General features: G+C 47.2%; 16 protein-coding genes. All 16 read left to right on the top strand.

Annotated features, from left to right (window positions below):
* Positions 1-190 precede the first annotated feature (190 nt).
* The 16 genes from ACN6MW_RS10770 (at position 191) to ACN6MW_RS10695 (ending at position 19,259) form a co-directional block, all read left to right on the top strand.
* Entirely contained in the window at positions 191-1,747 is a 1,557-nt protein-coding gene (locus ACN6MW_RS10770) for a helix-turn-helix domain-containing protein (protein WP_419875464.1), read from the top strand.
* A gap of 62 nt (positions 1,748-1,809) precedes the next feature.
* The gene (locus ACN6MW_RS10765) at positions 1,810-3,465 is read left to right on the top strand and encodes a cache domain-containing sensor histidine kinase (protein WP_419875463.1); all 1,656 of its coding nucleotides are present in this window, start codon (positions 1,810-1,812) and stop codon (positions 3,463-3,465) included.
* A gap of 254 nt (positions 3,466-3,719) precedes the next feature.
* Entirely contained in the window at positions 3,720-5,132 is a 1,413-nt protein-coding gene (locus tag ACN6MW_RS10760) for an ABC transporter substrate-binding protein (protein WP_419875462.1), read from the top strand.
* A 63-nt stretch (positions 5,133-5,195) separates the two neighbouring features.
* Positions 5,196-6,080, top strand: a complete 885-nt coding sequence (locus ACN6MW_RS10755; protein ID WP_419875461.1) for a carbohydrate ABC transporter permease — start codon at positions 5,196-5,198, stop codon at positions 6,078-6,080.
* Positions 6,077-6,907, top strand: a complete 831-nt coding sequence (locus ACN6MW_RS10750) for a carbohydrate ABC transporter permease (RefSeq protein WP_419875460.1) — start codon at positions 6,077-6,079, stop codon at positions 6,905-6,907. The genes ACN6MW_RS10755 and ACN6MW_RS10750 overlap by 4 nt, the downstream gene beginning before the upstream one ends.
* Before the next feature lie 13 nt (positions 6,908-6,920).
* A complete protein-coding gene (locus ACN6MW_RS10745; protein WP_419875459.1) occupies positions 6,921-7,760 on the top strand; it encodes a TIM barrel protein in 840 nt (279 codons plus the stop codon).
* A 219-nt stretch (positions 7,761-7,979) separates the two neighbouring features.
* Positions 7,980-8,840 (top strand): sugar phosphate isomerase/epimerase family protein, encoded by an 861-nt coding sequence (locus ACN6MW_RS10740; RefSeq protein ID WP_419875458.1) that lies wholly within the window; start codon positions 7,980-7,982, stop codon positions 8,838-8,840.
* A 52-nt stretch (positions 8,841-8,892) separates the two neighbouring features.
* A complete protein-coding gene (locus tag ACN6MW_RS10735; RefSeq protein ID WP_419875457.1) occupies positions 8,893-9,339 on the top strand; it encodes a cupin domain-containing protein in 447 nt (148 codons plus the stop codon).
* A gap of 22 nt (positions 9,340-9,361) precedes the next feature.
* Positions 9,362-10,393, top strand: coding sequence for a zinc-binding dehydrogenase (locus ACN6MW_RS10730; RefSeq protein WP_419875456.1), 1,032 nt, complete (start codon positions 9,362-9,364; stop codon positions 10,391-10,393).
* Positions 10,394-10,475: 82 nt separating this feature from the next.
* Positions 10,476-11,315: a TIM barrel protein gene (locus tag ACN6MW_RS10725; protein ID WP_419875455.1), complete on the top strand. Its 840-nt coding sequence runs from the start codon at positions 10,476-10,478 to the stop codon at positions 11,313-11,315.
* A 41-nt stretch (positions 11,316-11,356) separates the two neighbouring features.
* Entirely contained in the window at positions 11,357-12,493 is a 1,137-nt protein-coding gene (locus ACN6MW_RS10720; RefSeq protein WP_419875454.1) for a Gfo/Idh/MocA family protein, read from the top strand.
* A gap of 323 nt (positions 12,494-12,816) precedes the next feature.
* Positions 12,817-12,975, top strand: a complete 159-nt coding sequence (locus tag ACN6MW_RS10715) for a hypothetical protein (protein ID WP_419875453.1) — start codon at positions 12,817-12,819, stop codon at positions 12,973-12,975.
* 334 nt (positions 12,976-13,309) lie between these two features.
* Positions 13,310-14,362, top strand: coding sequence for an autoinducer 2 ABC transporter substrate-binding protein (locus ACN6MW_RS10710; RefSeq protein WP_419875452.1), 1,053 nt, complete (start codon positions 13,310-13,312; stop codon positions 14,360-14,362).
* The gene (locus ACN6MW_RS10705) at positions 14,352-16,178 is read left to right on the top strand and encodes a cache domain-containing sensor histidine kinase (protein ID WP_419875451.1); all 1,827 of its coding nucleotides are present in this window, start codon (positions 14,352-14,354) and stop codon (positions 16,176-16,178) included. The genes ACN6MW_RS10710 and ACN6MW_RS10705 overlap by 11 nt, the downstream gene beginning before the upstream one ends.
* Positions 16,171-17,811, top strand: a complete 1,641-nt coding sequence (locus ACN6MW_RS10700; RefSeq protein ID WP_419875450.1) for a response regulator transcription factor — start codon at positions 16,171-16,173, stop codon at positions 17,809-17,811. Before ACN6MW_RS10705 ends, ACN6MW_RS10700 begins: the two co-directional genes overlap by 8 nt.
* 209 nt (positions 17,812-18,020) lie before the next feature.
* Positions 18,021-19,259 carry a M24 family metallopeptidase gene (locus ACN6MW_RS10695; RefSeq protein ID WP_419875449.1) on the top strand — a complete coding sequence of 413 codons (1,239 nt, stop codon included), beginning with the start codon at positions 18,021-18,023 and terminating at the stop codon, positions 19,257-19,259.
* The last annotated feature ends 99 nt before the right edge of the window (positions 19,260-19,358 follow it).

Genomic DNA, 19,358 nt, shown 5'->3' with positions numbered 1-19,358 from the left:
CGAGGCGAACTGCACGAAACCGTAAGGAAAAGTATCTAAGTTTGATTTAATTATAGAAATCTTTTTGTATTTGTTTGTGTAGATTTCCATATGGACAGATTATTCTCTAACTAATATAATGGGAGCCAATCCGTTAAGAAATGGCGGGGCTGGTTAAGAGCTTACTACTCCTTAAGAGAGGTGAACAACGATGAAGCTTCTGCTAGTAGAAGATGAGACGGAATCCTTGGCAGGCATGAAACGCGCCGTAGAGACGATAGACTTGCCCTTTTCATTATATACTTCCAATCATGCTGACATCGCAGCCAAAATCATTCAGAATGAATGGCCGGATATGATCGTCACCGATATTATGCTTCCGGGAATGACAGGACTGGAATTGATCGAACGTTACACGGGCGGGGGATATCATCCTAAGGTAATTGTGGTAAGTGGATATAACGACTTCGAGTACGCTAGACGGAGCATTCGCTTTGGCGCGGTAGATTATATACTGAAGCCCTTCATCACGGAAGAGTTTATCGACAAGTTAACGAAATCCATGCTTCATATCATGATTGAGCAGGAGCAGAATCAAGAACTGAAAGAGCAAAAGGCATTTGCTGATATCGGAACTCAGTCGATGAGAGATAGCTATTTGCTCGATTTATGTTACAAAAGAACCTCGCTGGAGGAACATTTGTATCAGCGCTTGCGTCTCTGGGATCTGGAATGGATAGCGAACGGTTCCTATGGGATTATGGTTATGGACACTAAAGGCTTTCCGGACGGCAAACCCATGAAATCTAAATACGCTCTTCAGACATTTGCAATCGGCAACATCGTGCAGGAAGTCATTAGGGATTACAAACCGTCGATTCTTTTCAAAGATTTGAAAAACCGCTGGGTTCTTATCACGGATTCGCAATATCTGAAGCAGATCACCAAATTGATTGTAGACATGGTCGGTCAATATCATAAAATACATCTATCGGTCGGTGTAAGCGCTGCTAAATCGAACTTCGAAGATATTCACTCCGCTTATCAAGAGTCGGTCAAGGCGCTACGTGTTCAATCCTTGTCGGGCGAAGTCGAAATCTTCGATACGGAAGAACCTACCCTAGCCTGGGATCAAGATACGATCATGCCAGTGGATTTTGCCGCGATGATCTGTGAGAGGGACGAAAAACGATTAAAGAAAGCGGTACATCAATATATCCGGCAAACTGTGCTGATTGAGACTGTCGAGAACAGGGGTGATATCGTCCGGAACGTGATGATGTATTTATCACAGGTTTTGGTGTGCATCCGGGAATGTACGTCCAAGGAAATGGAAGAGATTCCGATGAAGATGTGGGAGGCATTGGACGAATGTAAAACATTAGAAGAATATGAAAGCGTTATCACTAATTACTTTCTTAAATTAATCCGAGATGTCTCTCCGCAGCACTCAAATGCCCTCATCGAAAGAGCGGTACAATTGATTACTAACCGGTACATGGAGGAGCTGAGCCTTCAATTGATCGCGGACGAGCTTTGTCTTCATCCTGTATGGTTAAGTCAATCTTTTAAAAAAGAAACGGGCAAAACCTATATGGATTTTCTGACGGAAACAAGAATCGACAAAGCTAAATCTCTGCTCCGCGAATCCAATTTGAAAATATACGATATTGCTGAAGCTGTAGGGTATCACGACCTGCAGCATTTTGGAAACATTTTCAAGAAGAGAACCGGTCAGACTCCCAAAGAATATAGGTACGGAAAATGAATTTGAGACAACTGTCAAATCATAATACCAAGTTGCCGTTATTCACGAAAATGTTCCTGTTCATGACAATAGCCATATTCATTCCGGTCGCGTCGCTGGGCTATCTATCATTCCATCAGTCTCGAGGGCAATTGGACTCCATCTCTTCACAATTTCTTCAGGATAACGTAAAGCTGAACGCAGCTCAAATCGACAATTTTTTTAACAGCGTGGAGAAAGAATCCGAGAAAATCGTCTCTTCGCTTGATCTGCAGAAACTGCTTCGTTCAGACCCGCCTAAGAGTCATGAGGATGAGACGGTTTTCATCGGCCGAATAATTGAGCTTATCCGGTTTCTAAAAGGGTCTTATGGATTATACGTGTTTCCCAACCAGCTTGAAAATTACCCTAATTACCGGAAACTGATTAACCAAAATCCAATCGAACCGAAACCTGAATACTTTAAGAGGGCCTTTGAAACGCATGGCAAAGGGGTTTGGTACCATGTCTGGGATGATAATCTGCAAAAGCCTGTCTTTATCTACGTCCGAGCGGTTCGAACATCCTACTACTACGAGGCGTTGGGCGTGGTCGTCATCCAGATACCGGATTCCATGATGCGGGAACAATTGGCGTTCCCGTCGTCCTTTAATAATTACTCGTTAATGCTAGTCGATGATAAAAACCAGATTATTTCTTCACCGTCCACCAATGTGTACAAGGAACCTCATTCGCTAGATCCAAGTTTGACTATAGCGGAAACAAAGCTGTCTGTAGGCGGGTGGAGCTTGATCGCGGCCGTTCCCAAAGAAGAGTTCACCGGAAATATCAACAAGATCAAAAGCTTCACCTTTTGGATCGTGACCAGTAGTCTGTTGTTGATCAGCTTCTTCCTCTTCGTAATCGTACGGAGCTTCACCATTCCTATAAAACATTTGGTTAGCCATATGAACAAGATTCGGACGGGCTTGTTATACCCCTTCCGTTCCTATACACGGCGTCAAGATGAAATCGGGCAGCTCGTAGAGGGATACAACGAGATGATCGTGGGCATGACCGATCTTCTGGAAACGACCAAGCAGATGGAGTCCGATAAAAGGCAGTTGGAGATCCAGACGCTCAATCACCAGATTAATCCTCACTTTTTCTATAATACGCTCGACGCTATCAAGTGGAAGGCGGAATCGGCAAATGAAACAGTGATCGCTTCGATGGTGACGAAGCTGTCGAATCTGCTTCGATTCAGCTTGAATAACGGTGATGAGTGGACGACGGTAGAGCGGGAAGTCATGCACGCCCATAACTATTTGGACATTGAGTTGCTACGAAGTAACCGTTCATTCCAGGTCTTTTATCAGGTAGATCCGGATGTTCAAAAGCTCAAGATCATTAAGCTGATTTTGCAGCCCATCGTGGAGAACGCGGTTAAGCACGGAATGAACCACCTTTTTGACGGGAAGGGCAAAATCCGCCTAACAGCCAAAAGAAGTGGCATGGACATCCTTTTTATCATCGAAGACAACGGGCCCGGAATGGCGGAGGAGCCTACGGAAAAAGCAAGGTCGGCGGGAGAACGGGAACATTCCGATGGTCACGGGTTGGGATTGAAAAACGTCCACACACGCCTGCAGCTTCATTTTGGCGGGGATTATGGTGTGCAAATGGATTCAAACCAGCAATCCGGTTTTCGAGTACTCATTCGGCATCCGATTCTTAACGATGATCAATTAAAGTCCTAGGCGAAGTAATCAAGGTAAAATGCCCCCGTTGAAGGGGCATTTTTTTTAATTCACTAAAAATACACGATTAAACCTTAATTCGTCCATGTTCAAGCGGAAATGCAAGCCCGTTATGATTAAGACACGCCAAGTGAAGGGGGAGGAACGGCAGCAACTAAACGAAAGACGTAAGAATTACTCGTGGAACAAGGAATTGTTCCGTAATACCGTTTCAAATCATGGAAACCATAATAGTATAGGGGGCTACGAATAACATGATACGGAAACCGTTACTGACAACGCTTACGATTTTTATCGGTTTGATGCTAGTCATCAGCGCTTGTTCGTCGAATTCGAAAAACGAAAATAACAGCGCGAGCAGCACACCTTCCGGTTCCGCATCTTCCGAGCTGGAGAAATCCGGAGAGAAGGTGACTTTGAATGGTGTTTGGCTGGGAGCTACGTGGGGAACCGCGACGGTTGAACTCGCGAAGGAATACGAAAAGGAAACAGGCGTGAAGGTGAACATCGAATTGCTCGGCCGCGACGTTATCTATCAGAAGCTGGCGCTCTCAATCGCCGGACAAGCCGACTACGATCTGTTTAACATCGACTACAATTGGATACCGGAATTTGCGTCCACAGGCAGCCTACTTCCACTTGACGATCTGATGAAGAAATACGAAGTAGACACATCGGCTTACATTCCGAGAGCACTCGCCATGACGCAATGGAATGGCAAGAACGGTTCGTTTGGAGATGGAGGCACGAACTACGGATTACCACAATCACTTGACCCTGCATTGCTATGGTACCGATCCGACTTGTTCAAAGACGAGAAAAACAAAGCCGACTTCAAATCAGAATACGGCTACGATCTAGCCCCTCCGAAAACGATGGAAGAATTCACGAATGCAGCGAAATTCTTTAATGGCAAAGAAGTAGACGGGCAGAAAATCTATGGTTGGGCCGCGCAAGGGAGCAAAGGATTCGGCAACGTACACACTTGGCTGAACTTCCTGTATTCCAACGGTGCGGACGCCATTGATTGGGATAACATGAAATCCTCACTCTCTACACCAGAAGCTATCGAAGCTACGAAGACCTGGGTTGACTTGCTCAAATACTCGCCTCCGGGAATCCACGACTACACATTCGCAGAAGTTGCATCTGACGCTTCTCAAGGTAAGATAGCTATGGCGATCCATTGGTCTTGGAACGCGTTCGAAGTAGACAACCCGGATACGTCCAAAACCGTCGGTAAATGGGAGTTCGTGCAAATTCCCAAGATGAAGGAAGCTGTACCACACTTAGCTGGTTGGTCAATTGTTATTCCGAAAACATCAAAGAATTCAGAAGAAGCCTTTAAATTCATGGCATGGCTGGAAAACAAGCAAAATGATGTTAAGCAAGCCCAGATGGGTGGCGGTGATCCGGTTCGAACGGAATCCTACTCCGATCCGACTCTCACAGATACGAAGATCGAGGGTACCGATATCAAAGCGTTCCGACGTTACGAAGCGCATGCTGAAGCAATGAAAACGACGAAAGCCCGTCCTTTCTTCCCTCAAGAAGAGAAATGGGAAAGCACGGTTTCCGAATTCCTGAGTGCCGCGGCTCTGGGCCAAATGACGGTTGAGGAAGCCATGAAGAAAGCGGACGAAGCCGTAGATAAAATGTTGAAATAAAAAATAAGGAAAAGGAGGGGGAAGTCTCTTCCCCTCCTTCCTACTACCCGGGAGAGGTTGACGATGAGAAACCTGAAACTGCAACGGACCGGGCCTTACTTGGTCATGGCGCCGGGAATGATCCTGTTATTGCTATTTGCCTTATATCCTTTTATATTCCTCCTCAAGATCAGCTTTCAGGAATATAGTCCGATTCAAATTGAGAAACCCTACGTGGGATTTGACAATTACACACAGCTGTTTCAAGACAGCGGCTTTTGGAATGCGTTGAAGGTGACGGCTATCTTCGTCATCAGCACCGTTACGATTGAATTCGCGCTCGGACTTGGACTTGCCATTGTATTGAATCGTCTTGGTATTGGACAGAAAATCATGCAATCTATTATTCTGATTCCGATTGCCATGGCTCCGACGGTCGTAGGACTCTTATTCCGTTTCATGTTGAATGATCAGTACGGCGTATTGAACTACTTTACCGAGACGCTTGGCATAGGAAGAATCGCCTGGTTATCCGATCCACAGCTCGCCTTGCCGGCATTGATCGTGACGGATATTTGGCAATGGACGCCGTTCATGATGATCATTCTTTTAGCGGGTATTAAGGGAATACCCGACGAGCCTTACGAAGCAGCCAGAATCGACGGCGCATCTTCTTGGCAATCATTCCGTTATGTAACGATTCCGCAGCTATCCAAAATCATCTATATCGCAGTCCTTCTGAGAACAATCGACTCGTTTCGTGCTTACGATACGATCTACATGATGACCAAAGGCGGGCCGATCAACGTCACTTCTACACTAAGCTGGATCGTGTATGACAAGGGCTTTAAATTTCTGGAGTTCGGCTACGGGGCTGCAATCTGCATCGTATTGCTTATCATCGTCGTCACCCTACTTACCTTAGTGATGAAAAAAATGGATCTATTCGATATGGGGGGGAAACTATGAATCAGCCTATCAGCAAATCTGCCCTCGCCGTCCTGTATGCCATTGCCATAGCTGCCGTGATCGTGTTCGTTTTTCCAATTTTATGGATGATTCTTACTTCATTTAAGACGCAAAACGACGCTTTCACTACAGTCCCCAAATGGATATTCACGGTCACTCTCGACAACTATAAAGCAGTTTTGACGGACGGGAAGTTCGTCAAGTTTCTCTGGAACAGCCTGTTCGTCGCTGGAGTGTCGACTATCCTTGCGTTGATTTTGGGATGCGGGATCGCCTATCCTTATGCTCGCTACCATTTGAAGGGGACCAAGAACGTACTGACTTGGATTCTTACTTTGCGGATCGTGCCTCCAGTCGTATCAATTCTCCCCATCTATCTAGTATTCTCTCAAATCGGATTACTAGATAGCTATACTTCTCTAATCCTGATGTACACCTTCATGAACTTGCCGCTTGCGGTATGGCTTTTGTACGGATTTTTCAAAGACATTCCGGGAGAAATCGAAGAATCCGCATTGGTCGACGGTAACAATCGTTTTACCGCGTTCTTCCGCGTGATTTTCCCGATTATTGGTCCAGGCCTCGTGTCGACCGCCTTACTATCGTTTATTTTTGCTTGGAATGAGTTTTTGTTCGCGAATATTTTGTCCGGGCCGAGCGTTCAAACGGCACCGGTCGGCTTGAACGAATACGCGACTCCCGTCAGCATCCTGTGGGGACAAATCGCAGCGGCAGGAACAATCATCATCACGCCGGTGGCAATCATCACCTTGATTTTGCAGCGTAAAATGGTACGCGGCCTCACGATGGGCGCAGTCAAAGGCTAAGGAGGAATCATTCATGTTTCGTTATAGCGCTACTCAATGGATCTATGGCAATGAAGAAATCGAAACGAGTTTGCGAAGACTGAAGCGGTTCGGATATGACGGGGTCGAGCTTGCGGGGGAACCGGCATCCCTGAACGTAGAGGAAGTAAGCAATCTGCTCCGGAAGTATGAACTGATCTGTACGTCAATCTGCGGAATCTATACCCGGGAACGAGACTTATCTAGCCCCAATCTGGACACTCGCCGTAATGCCGTGCAATATGTGAAGGATTGCGTCGATCTGGCTGCTGGAGTCGGAGCCGCCCTGGTCATTGTTGTTCCCTCACCCGTGGGGAAGAATGCCCCGGATACGACTTACGAAGAAGAATGGGAAAATTCGGTGGCTAGTATCCGTGAAGCTGGCGAGTATGCGAAAACCAAAGGGATTAATCTGGCTATCGAAGCGCTAAACCGGTTCGAGACGTATTTGGTGAACAAGCTGGATGACGCCAAGAAACTTGCGGAACAAACGAACGTGGACAGTGTGAAGCTGATGGCGGATCTGTTTCATATGAATATTGAAGAACGTAATCTTAGCGCCGCAATCCGGAACATCGCGCCTGTTTTGGCCCATGTGCACATTGCCGACAACACGAGGGAAGCGGCGGGGCTCGGTGTAATAGATTTCAAACAGGTCTTAAGGTCGCTTATCGAGAACGGATACCAAGGGTCGATTACGATGGAGTTCCTGCCGCCGGTATCCAATCCTTATTTGGCCGCACAGCGCGAATCTGGCGCATCGATTGCCGTATTCGACCGGTATACGCAGCAGTCGATTGATCACATCAAGCATATAGTAGAGTCTCTGGCCTAATATCCAGGCAGCAAACAACTCACTAAAAATACAAGGGTAAACCTTAAATCGCCCATGTTCAAGCCTGGCCTCCCTCTGGGTATGATTAAGTCATGAAGCAAGAGGAGGAGGTCGACCATACAACAAAGAATTGCAAAATCCATAGCGCTTCCGGTTGCGGATGCGGACCAATCAAAAAAAGGAGCGTCTAACCGCGCTTCAAAAGGGGATGAGTGCTCAATGAAAATCGGTTTTCATACGGATGCGTTCAATAGCAGTTACTGGAACTTCGATCAATGTCTCAAATGGGCCCAAGATAATGGCGTTCGCTTCATCGAGTGTGGTGCGATTGACGGAGTAAGCTGGATTCACGGTTTAGGTTACCAGCCGCACGTAGCACTGTGGGAAGACCCCATTGCCGTTCGCCGCAAGATGGACGATCACGGCGTACAGATGTCTCAGATCGATGCGGCATTCCCGCTTTCGCTGCCGACCGGTTCATCGCTTGGCGTAAAATACATCATCAACACGATTCGCTGGGCTCACCATGCCGGTTGCCCGATTGTCGACACGACAGACGATCGTTATGCGCCTAAGGGCATGACGGACAAGCAAGCAATGGAAATGATGAAGCGTTCTTATGACCAAGTGTTGGAAGTGGCACAAGGCTACAACATGAAGATCAACATCGAGCCACACGGCTATTATACGACGAACCCGGACTTCATGGAAGAAATGTTGAATTTCTTCGATACTCCTCTACTCGGCTTGAACATGGACACTGGCAACACCTTCATCGCTAAACAAGATCCGGTAGCATTCCTGGAGCGCTTTAAGCACCGCGTCACCCATGTGCACGTGAAGGACGTCAGCCAATCGCTAGCCGAGTCGGCTATGGGTGAGATCACGGGGATTCCGATCAGCCACGCGGCAATCGGTGAAGGCGTGAACTCAGATAACATCAAGAAGTGCCTAGAAATTCTTCATAGCGTAGGTTTTGACGGCGTTCTCAGTCTAGAGTGCGAAGGCGCTGGCGGTCCGATGATCGAGCGGAGCTTAGAATGGTTGCGCGATGCGTTGAAAGAGAAGCAAATCGGATAACCTGTCGGACCAGCCGATTTACCCATATCAAAATCAGAGGAGGATATTATCCATGGCTAAGAAACATATTCAGTTCCACCTTTCCGAAATGGAACCGCTTGCATTGGTCGGGGAATTAGCGACCGAGTTCGATGGTGCTCCCGACATCCGCTTCCTGCTGAAAAACGAGAATGCGAACACCGGTGATTTTTGCTTCTTCCGCTGTATTTTCCCACCGGGAGCTTCTCACAACCGCCATACTCATCCGAACACTTCCGAATTCCTTTACGTCGTGCGTGGAACGGCAGCTGCGGGAACGGATGACGAGGAGCATGTGGCGGTAGCCGGGACGGCGATTTATTCTCCGAAAGGCTCCATCCATTGGATTCGCAATCTTTCCGAAACGGAAGAATTGGAGTTCGTCGGTGGATACGGCAGCACGGGCGACTTAGACGCGGCGGGCTATGAGTCTATCGGTCCGATCTCCGAGCAATACCGTCAAGCAGTTAATAAAGCTTAATTTGAGAAGGAGGCGTTAGTCTATGAAAGCAGTTATTTTACCAGGAAATCAAGAAGTAAAAGTCATAGAACGCGATATTCCGAAACCAAAACCGGGTGAAGTGCTCATCAAGCTAAGATCTTCCGCAATTTGCCGTAGCGACATGAGCCTCTATTACGGGAACCCGTTGGTTGGCGGAGCGGCAGCCAAAACCGGCCACATCATTCCCGGCCATGAAACAGGCGGCGATGTTATCGAGCTCGGCGAAGGCGTAACCTCGCACAAAATCGGCGATCGCGTCGCGGTGTACGTTGCATTCGGCTGCGGTCGTTGCAGATACTGTCTCAGTGGCTACTACCACCTGTGCCCGACTTGGAAATGCCTTGGCTTCGACATCGATGGTGGCGACGCCGACTACATGGCCGTTCCTGCGCAAAACTGCATGATAATTCCGGAAGGCTTGTCTTACGAAGTAGGTTCTCTGCTGGTAGATAACGTAGGTGTGCAATACTCCGCTCAGAAACGTCTGAACGTGTCTGGCGCAACGACCATGGCGATCTTTGGCCACGGCCCGATGGGAAGCGCCGGCGTTATGATGGCTAAAGCCAGAGGAGCAAAAGTCATTGCCATCGATGTGCTCGATTCCCGCCTTGAGATGGCTGAATCGCTTGGCGCGGACATCTTAATCAACAGCTCGAAAGAGGATCCAATCGCAGCGATACGCGCCGCGACACGTGGGGAAGGCGTCGACGTAGCCATGGACTGCTCCGGAAACGGCGCAGCTCAAGTAGCGGCATTGGAAGTGGCTCGCAAAATGGGATCCGTTGGATTCATCGGCGAAGGATCTTCCGCGACCATCAATCCGAGCGAGCAGTTTATCCGCAAGCTACTTAACGTATACGGCTGCTGGATTTTCCCAATTCACGAGTTCGAGGAAGCTGCACAATTTCTAATCGACAAACAAATTCCGGTCGAAAAGTTCATTACTCACCGCTTCCCTATTGAAGAAGCTGCAGATGCGTTCCGTTTGTTTAACGAGCGGAAGACGGAGAAAGCAGTATTCGTCTGGGAGTAACTTATAAGACTACCTAGATCATAAATAACGCACTTCGATTCTTAGAAATCGGGGTGCGTTTCTATTAAAGGAGTGGTTGTAAATGTTTAAATATAGCTTCTGTAATCTGGTATGGTACAAGGAGGAGCTCTCCAAGAGTATGGACCGCTTGGCTCGGTTCGGGTACGACGCAATCGATCTTTATGGGGAACCAAGCGTTTATAACTATAGTAGCGTTAGGCAGAACTTGAAGGACAATGGCTTAGCCGTTTCCTCCATCTGCTCACTTTATTCGGCGGAGCGTGATTTGGCGCATCCGGATATCAACGTACGCAAAGCCGGATTAAATTATGTTAAAAGCATTGTCGATATGGCTGCGGAAGTTGGTGCGCTGACGATGGGGGTTGCTCCGACGTCTTGCATGAAAACTGCGCCGCTAACAAACCTTGAAGACGAATTGAAGTGGGCCGTGGAAGGGATTCAAGAAGCGGCTGATTACGCCAAAGCAAATGGCGATGGTGTGAAAATCATCTTCGAACCTTGGAATCGCTATGAGCATTACTGGTTGAACCGCATAGATCAGGCTCTCGAGCTTGTGAAACAAGTAGGCCGCGACAATTGCGGCGTCATGGGCGACGTTTTCCATATGAACATTGAAGAAATCTCGGTCGACGGCGCCATCCGCAATGCTGGCGAGCAGCTCTGGAACATCCACCTGGCAGACAGTAACCGTGCAGCGCCGGGAACCGGGCATTTCGACTTTGCTCCGGTTATGCGAGCTTTAAAGGATATCAATTATCAAGGCTACGTTTCTTATGAAATACTGCCGGCTTCCGCGGATCCGTTTGGCATCCTGGAGAAAGGCGTCGGCGACGAGTGGATGGATCAATACGCGAGACAAAGCATCGAGCATATCAAAGCTATCGAAAAATCATTGACGTGAAAAGCGTTCTAGAAATAAGAGAAACAGGTGGAAGTGCGAAAATGGAAAAAATCAGAGTAGGTATCGTTGGAACCGGGTTTTCCGCTTCCGCCCATATTGAAGCGTTACGAAGGATTCCTTTCGTGGAAGTCGTTGCCGTTTGTGGTAGCTCGAGAGATAAGGGGCATGCATTTGCTGAGAAAATGAGCATCCCTATCTCGTATGACTCGGTCGACGAACTGATTGGTGACTCGGCCATACAAGCGGTTCATAATTGTACGCCGAATGTTCATCATTTTGAAATCAACAAGAAGGTTCTCCTGGCTGGTAAGCATTTGATGTCAGAAAAACCGTTGGCAATAAACAGCGAACAAACTGTTGAATTGATTGAACTCGCGCAGAAATCAGATACGGTAAACGGCATTTCGTTTAACTACCGGCATTTTCCGATGGTTTCGCAAACCAAAGCATTGCTGGAATCAGACGTCAACGCTAAATCCAGCCTCGTTTACGGAGGCTACGCACAAGATTGGCTATGCTTCGACACGGATTACAGCTGGCGGTTGGATGAGAATAAGAATGGCGTATCGCGGGCAGTTGCCGACATTGGTTCCCACTGGTGCGACACGATTCAATATATATTGGGTACAAGAATCAGCAAAGTATTCGCCGACTTAAAAACTGTGCATCCGGTGCGCAAAAAGCCCAAGGGAGCGCTGAACACGTTCGAGAAAAGCAATGAAATGGAACAGGAAGAAGTGAAGGTGGCAACTGAGGATTACGGAAGTATTCTCTTCCATATGGAAGACGGAGTCCAAGGTGTCTTTACCGTGTCTCAAGTTTCTGCAGGGCGCAAAAATCGACTGTATTACGAAATTGTCGCAGACGGGGCCACATATGCCTGGGACCAAGAAAAGCCAAACGAGTTGTGGGTAGGAAAACGAAACAGTGCGAATGAACAATTGATGAAAGATCCCGTTCTATTGTATCCAGCATCGAGTGCTTTGGCTCATTATCCCGGCGGCCATCAGGAAGGATGGCCGGACGGCTTGAAAAATCTGTGCGAGGACTTCTATCGGAAAGTGATTGATCGCAATCATGAGTCCTCATTCGCTACGCTGGCTGACGGACATCAGATCATGAAGTTAATTGAAGCGATTATGGAAAGTCATTATACGGAAAAATGGGTTTATTTATAAGTGAGAATTAATCCAAGCCCAGGTTAGAAGGCCTAACTTCGAACCCGTATATTTTATTTGTTACACATCCTCGCAAGAACCCATGCCAAGCACCGTGTTGTTTGAGGGCGACAATTGTTTCTTGCAGTATAGCTCATTTAGGGGGTTCCCTAGAACACGATGATTTGACCCTGCCCCGAATAGATGGACACAAAGAAAACCTCTATAATAAATCATGGAGGGGTCGGGGACTATTTGCATGTAGAGACCGCTAGCAAAGGACTAATTTTTTGAAATAAATTATCATGATTGAGGATATAGCATCCTTTCAAAGAGGACAGAGGATGAAGCAATTCATTCACCAGGCGATCAATTTTATGAAGCGGAATTATATGCAAGAGAAGCTGTCGTTGCAGGACATAGCGCATGTGGTCCATATAAGTCCCACTTATTTGAGTGCTGTTACGGATGATCACGAAAATACGAGGGGGATACCCCAGTGAACTTTTTGAAGCTGACGCTGAATCGCAAAATAGAGAACGTCCCGTTCCCACTCGTCGGAGTGGAGCGGGACGTTCTTCGTCATTGACAAGGATAGGCTAAAGAAAAGCCGAATGATGTCCCCCAATCTAAAGAAATTCACCTCAGGTGTTAAAAGAAAATAAAGTGTTAGACTGGTTGCGTTTTTTCTGTTTATTTAAAAACCCTGCTCCACCATTCCATCAGAGTATCCTAACTAATGTATATTGTAATCATACACAATTAAAGTTATTATGTACTTAGTTTTTCACGGGAAATCATCGGCATCGGATATAGCTTCTCAAAGGGAGGATCAGCATGCTCAAGCTATCCATTTCAGGCTTTATATTCATTCTTTTTGTAAGCGGTTGCAATTTTGCGTCTGCTCCCGTGAATTCGAATGAAGTCGTATACGTGAACAAGGATAAAGAGATACGGATTGCACGGAAACTTGAGGATGTTCAGAACAAGCCCTACACGATTGCGATCGTTCCGAAGCTGACGGGCATTTCTTATTATGATGCCGCGAAGGAAGGCGCTATGGAAGCGGCCTTAGAGCTGAACGTCAATGTGATTTTTACGGGTCCGCCTGTAGGAGAGGCTGAGCAGCAGACGAAGGTCATTGAGGATTTGATCGAGAGGCAGGTGGATGCGATCGCTGTGTCTGCTACAGATCCGTATAAGCTGCTGACAGTGCTCAAGAAAGCCCGTGAGCAGGGCATAAAAGTCATCACCTGGGATGGTGATACGGATCCGATCGGCAGAGATTTTTTCGTGAATATGGTCGATCCGCAAATGTTAGGCCGCCATTTAATGGATAATCTGGCGCTTTGCTTGCATGAGAGAGGGAAGTTTGCCATCATTACAAGCTCCCTGACTGCGGCGAATACGACGGACTGGATTAAATGGATTAAAATTCAGCAGAAAGAATATTACCCCGATATGGAGCTTATTGAAATCGTGACGAGCGACGACAATTATGATAAGGCCTATCAAGCCGCCGAGTATTTGATGAGCGAGTATCCGGATCTAGCGGGCATTATCGGCGTAAGCGCAGTCGCGCCGGCAGCGGCCGCCAAAGCGATTCAGAAAGAGGGCAAAAGCAGCTCGGTCAAGGTCGTAGGCTTGGCTTTGCCCAATGCTATGCGGGAATATATTAAAGACGGGATTACGCCAAATATTACGTTGTGGAGCCCGCAACGGCTTGGGTATTTGACGGTTGCACTGGCGAAGAATTGGCTTGACGGCGAGTTTCCTCATGATCAGCAGGAAATTACGAACGTCGGTAACATTCGGGTGAGAGACAACGTGGTCATCATGGGAGTGCCTATTGTGTTTACAAAGGAAAATATCGATCAATATGACTTTTAAAGCAAAGCTCTGGCAGTGGCTGAACCCGAAAAACTACCGACTGCGCTCCAAGCTGATCATCACTTATATTTTGCTGACCGTCGTGCCGATTTCGCTGCTAGGCTACATTTCCTACTCCCAATATACGAAATCGGTCGAAAGCCAGATCGGGGAATATGTTCCGAAAATTTTGGACCAAGCCAACGAGAACCTCGATAAACAGATGAATGAATTGACCTCTGCTTCGGAGCTGCTATACAACTCCAGTCAGGTGCTTTCGATTTTGCGTAAAAATAATTATCCGACCAGGTCCGAATTTTTAAATGACCGTTTTATTATGAACAGCTATCTTTCCAGCACTTATTTCACGGAGAAAAACAATTTATTAGGCGTATTCGTCTGGACGACGAAGCAGCGCTTGTTTTCCAGCACTGCGGTTTCCTACACCGGCTTCGAGAAGGAGCCGGAATGGAGCGAGGAGGAGCGCATTATTTTGCAGCATGAGACGGATCTTCGCTTTAAGGGTAAACCTCCGTTTTTCTTAATCGTGAAACCGATACAGGATGTCGAGAACCGCAAAACAATCGGAACGATATCGATCGCCGTGAAGCTCTCTTTTATCGACAAGGTGCTTATGGATATTAAGGATCAGGATCGTGCGGAGCTTTGGGTCATGAATAAGGAGGGCAGGGTCATCTATCATACGGATCATGAGCAGATTGGGACGCTTGAGGATATGACTGCATTCCCGCTGAGCAATGGCAGCTTTCGTGACTATAAGGACGGCGAAAGAATGCTCGTTAGCGTCAGTGAATCGGAGCAGATGGGCTGGATGACCGTCTACCGCATTCCATTCAAATATTTAACGGAGCAAGCGGATCTGATCAAGGATGTTGTGATCTGGTTTTTTGTCGCGATCGTTACGGCAACGATCATCCTATCGGTATTCACGGCCTGGAGCGTCAGCCGCCCGATTTATAAGCTGAGCCGCCTGATGAGAAATGTAGAAAAGGGCAATTTCCAAGTCGATCTGAACATTGAATCCAAGGATGAGATGGGGATTTTAGCTGGCAGCTTTAATTCTATGGTATCCAGAATTCGTGAGCTTGTGCAACTGAACGATCATATCGAGATTCGACAGAAGCAGGCGGAGCTGTATGCGCTGCAGTCTCAAATCAATCCCCATTTTATGTACAATACGCTGGAAACGATTAGTATGGCCGTGGAAGAGGATGAGAAAGAAACCGTCGTGGAGATGGTCACTTTGCTCGGTAGAATGCTACGATTCTCGTTAAGCAACAAGGATCGTATCGTAACGATGAGCAAGGAGGTTGAGCATATCAACAATTACTTGTCCATCCAGAAGATCCGATTTGGGCAGCGACTGCAGTTTTCGATTGATACCGATCTCGAAATGCAGGAGTACTACTCGCCTAAGTTTATTTTGCAGCCAATTATTGAGAATTGCATTAAGCATGGCCTGGAAACACGTAAGGGACTTCATATTCAAATTCGGATCAATAAGATAAAGGGCATCCGTCCGAATACAGAGGATATTGCCATTGTGGTCAAAGATAGCGGAACAGGAATCAATGCCGACACGATGGACAAGATTCACGAATTGCTGTGCTCCGATCCGATTGCCAAGCGGGATTCGGGCTTCGGCTTAATTAATGTGCATGCGAGAATTGCGATGCTGTTCGGTGTGGAGTACGGCCTTAAGGTCGAGAGCGTGATCAGAGAGGGAACTGAGGTCATCATTCGTATTCCGGTCATTACAGATTCGGAGGTCGGAGAAAAATACGAAAGAAGCGAGGGCGAAGCATACCGTGGATAACATAAGAACCATCATTGTCGATGACGAGGATCGTATTCGAAGAGGAATCGAGCGTCTCGTTCGCTCGTGCGGTGAGCAATGGGAGATTGTCGGAGCCTTCGCGGACGGCCTGGAGGTGCTTGCCTTCCTTGAAGGCAGCGATGCTTCGTTCGACCTTCTGATCACCGATGTGAAAATGCCGGAGATGGATGGGCTTACGCTGATCAAGGAGATTAAGAAGCGGCGTCAGGAGCAGGAGTTCTGTTCGATTATCGTCAGCGGCTATGATGATTTCCAGTATTTGCAGACAGCGATTCGGGAAGGCGCGTCCGATTATGTGCTGAAGCCGATCGACCGAGCGCAATTCGAGGACATGCTGCATCGTGTGAAGGATAAAATCGAGTATGGGCGACGTCAGAGCCAGTGGTGGAACAATCTGATGAAGGAGTCGGATAAGCATGAGCTGATGAAGCAGACCCAGTTGCTTAGCGAGACGAGCTCATTCGGACCGGAGGATATTTCGGCCATGTACTGGATAAAGGATTTTCCTGAGGGGGCGTATCAGCTTCTGTATGTTAACACGGATGAGTTTCCGTATAAAACACGTGATTATTCCCCTAAGGATTGGGGAGTCATGGCTTATGCGATTCAGAATATTCTCGATGAAGTCGTGATGGTTTTTTTTGCGGGCGAGCGGCAGCGGGGCTGGTGGTGGAGAGACGGGGGGTTTCATTTTTGGGTGCTTCTGCACAGCTCTGAAAATGGAACGAATGATTTTGGCACAAAAGGGGAGGACTTCTCGGAGCACCTAAAGTCCTGCATCAATCAATTTACGCCGTTCAGTGCCTCGATAGCGGTGAGTGAGCCCTTTGAGGATTTATCGATCTTGTTCGTGATGAAAAAACAGCTTCAATCGCTTATCCGCTTTAGAATGGCTTTTGGGGGTAATAAAGTGTTCTCGTCACGATTAGCCGGGGAAATGGCATTAATGGATACCAAGACGGTCTTTACCTCCGAGATGAAAGAGTACGCGAATAAAGCCACGGTTATGCTCGGCCAAGCGTCGATGCCGGAGATCGAGAAGCAGCTTAATGCTTTCTTCGGTGAGATAACAAAGCTTCGTTCCCCAGACAGCATTCAATTTGCCATTCATTATTTCATGATTCAAATGTATAAAGCCTGTCTCGAAAATACAGAATCCGGCATCTTTCTAAGTGAATTGGATGATCTCTTCGAAGTGGCTAAAGTGGAATCCAATATGAATCGAATTAAAAACGTGCTGAAGCAAAACTTTATTCGAGTTCATGAGAAGCTGCTTCTTTACAAGCAAGATCATGTGCATGACCCGGTTGTGAAAGCAAAGACGTGGATCAAGGAAAATATAAGCCATAAAATCGCGATCAAAGAAATCTCCGATCAAGTTTACATGAATCCTACCTATTTCTGTGAAGTATTCAAGAAGCAAACGGGTAAAACGATATTGGATTATATTACAGATGTTCGACTTGAGAAAGCGCGCGAGCTGCTGCTGGGTACGGATTATAATGTCGGAAAAATTTCGCAGCTGATCGGCTATCAGGATACGAAATATTTTAGCAGACTCTTTAAACAAAAGTGGGGGCAACTTCCCTCCGAATACAAAAAGTCGCGCTAACGCCTCATGGATGAAGAAGGATGTTTCCTAATGGGAGACATCCTTCTTTTTTTGTGTAACGAGGTACCGAGAATTGTCCCCCCTATCAGAAGATTGGTTACTTAGATAATGTGTTCAAATCCTGTAAATTAAGGCTATGAAGAGCAAGACAAATTGCTCTCGAAGCGAATGACTAAAAAATCCGAAAATTTGAAAGGGGTTAACAGCAAATGATCTCAAATGCAGCATTGAAATGGATTCCAGAAAAGTTCGAAAGATTTGTACGTTATGGGGAGTTCCAAGGACCTGGTGAAATGATTACGAACGAGGACTACAAAGCCCGCGTTGAAATAGCAAAGAAAAAAATTACAGACGAGGGTTTGGATGCATTGATCGTATTTGGTGACTGTTACCGAATGTCCAACATTCGCTGGTTGGTAAACTACCGTACTATCGATGGTGTATATCCACAGCCGATGCTATTGTATATTACGCCAGACACAGACCCGGTATTCTTCCTGCCAATGAGCGAGATTCCTTCCGCTCACGGTTCATCCGCTATGTCCGTGCTGGGCGGTGACATCCGTGAAATTCGTAAAGAATGGGGCCCATTCCTGAAGGAGCGCGCTGCGAAAGACAAGCCGAAGAAGGTTGGGATCTGCGGTTACACTTTCATGGATCTAGAGTTCTGGTTTCCGATCAATGAAGCCTTCAAGGATGTTGATGTGCAGCGCTCGATGATCATTGAGCAGTTGAAATCGAAGAAAAGCGAAGCTGAGATCGCTTCGATGAAGCGTGCGGCACGAGTAAGCGAGGCCGGTATCGAAATGTTGATGGAATTGCTTCGCGACAGCGAAGGCATTACAGAGCTAGAAGCGACGTCTCTTGTGTACGCTGCGATGTTCGCGAATGGCGGTCATTCCATCGCTTATGACATTATGATCCAAGCGGGCGAGAATACAGATGTGCTCTTTAAACGTCCGACCACAAGGCCAATCAAGCGCGGCGAGCTAGTCATGATGGACTACGGTATTCGCGTTAACGACTATTCTTCCGACAATGCACGTACGATTTGCTACGGTAACGTGTCTCCAGAAGCGAAGCGTCTTATGGAAGCTTGCTCGCTGGGTTACGAGGAGTGTTTGCCGAAGATTAAAGCCGGCATGACGGGCATCGAGGCAGATCTTGTCATCCGTGAAGCGTTCCGTAAATACGATGTAGAGCAATATTTGGTAGAGGTGAGCGAAGGCCGTACAGGCGCGCATGCCACAGGAATGGATCCAGAGGAAGATATTCCAGAAATCGGACCTGCTTGCGACAACGTGCTTGAGGAAGGACAAACCTTTGCTTACGAGCTGTCTCTAATCGTTCCTGGTATCGGCGGCGTGCGTACAGAGGATCAAGTAGTGGTACGCAAGAATGGTCTTGAGCCGTTCCACACCTTTAATCGTTTCCTTTACGTGGACTAATAGAAAAACAAAAGAAAGTCAAGGCTGCGTCTATCCTCTGTCATTATGACTAAGGGTAGACGCGACTTCACATGATTGGGATGGGAGTGAAGGGAAACC

Origin of the sequence: Pristimantibacillus sp. PTI5, assembly GCF_048572955.1 — a bacterium.
Taxonomy (GTDB): Bacteria; Bacillota; Bacilli; order Paenibacillales; family Paenibacillaceae; genus Pristimantibacillus.
The sequence above is the reverse complement of the archived record's forward strand: the minus strand, read 5'-3'. Positions and strand labels throughout refer to the sequence as shown.

Coding starts and splice junctions, on each gene's coding strand:
- ACN6MW_RS10770 (WP_419875464.1), top strand. CDS start 191: ATGAAGCTTCTGCTAGTAGAAGATGAGACGGAATCCTTGGCAGGCATG.
- ACN6MW_RS10765 (WP_419875463.1), top strand. CDS start 1,810: ATGACAATAGCCATATTCATTCCGGTCGCGTCGCTGGGCTATCTATCA.
- ACN6MW_RS10760 (WP_419875462.1), top strand. CDS start 3,720: ATGATACGGAAACCGTTACTGACAACGCTTACGATTTTTATCGGTTTG.
- ACN6MW_RS10755 (WP_419875461.1), top strand. CDS start 5,196: ATGAGAAACCTGAAACTGCAACGGACCGGGCCTTACTTGGTCATGGCG.
- ACN6MW_RS10750 (WP_419875460.1), top strand. CDS start 6,077: ATGAATCAGCCTATCAGCAAATCTGCCCTCGCCGTCCTGTATGCCATT.
- ACN6MW_RS10745 (WP_419875459.1), top strand. CDS start 6,921: ATGTTTCGTTATAGCGCTACTCAATGGATCTATGGCAATGAAGAAATC.
- ACN6MW_RS10740 (WP_419875458.1), top strand. CDS start 7,980: ATGAAAATCGGTTTTCATACGGATGCGTTCAATAGCAGTTACTGGAAC.
- ACN6MW_RS10735 (WP_419875457.1), top strand. CDS start 8,893: ATGGCTAAGAAACATATTCAGTTCCACCTTTCCGAAATGGAACCGCTT.
- ACN6MW_RS10730 (WP_419875456.1), top strand. CDS start 9,362: ATGAAAGCAGTTATTTTACCAGGAAATCAAGAAGTAAAAGTCATAGAA.
- ACN6MW_RS10725 (WP_419875455.1), top strand. CDS start 10,476: ATGTTTAAATATAGCTTCTGTAATCTGGTATGGTACAAGGAGGAGCTC.
- ACN6MW_RS10720 (WP_419875454.1), top strand. CDS start 11,357: ATGGAAAAAATCAGAGTAGGTATCGTTGGAACCGGGTTTTCCGCTTCC.
- ACN6MW_RS10715 (WP_419875453.1), top strand. CDS start 12,817: ATGAAGCAATTCATTCACCAGGCGATCAATTTTATGAAGCGGAATTAT.
- ACN6MW_RS10710 (WP_419875452.1), top strand. CDS start 13,310: ATGCTCAAGCTATCCATTTCAGGCTTTATATTCATTCTTTTTGTAAGC.
- ACN6MW_RS10705 (WP_419875451.1), top strand. CDS start 14,352: ATGACTTTTAAAGCAAAGCTCTGGCAGTGGCTGAACCCGAAAAACTAC.
- ACN6MW_RS10695 (WP_419875449.1), top strand. CDS start 18,021: ATGATCTCAAATGCAGCATTGAAATGGATTCCAGAAAAGTTCGAAAGA.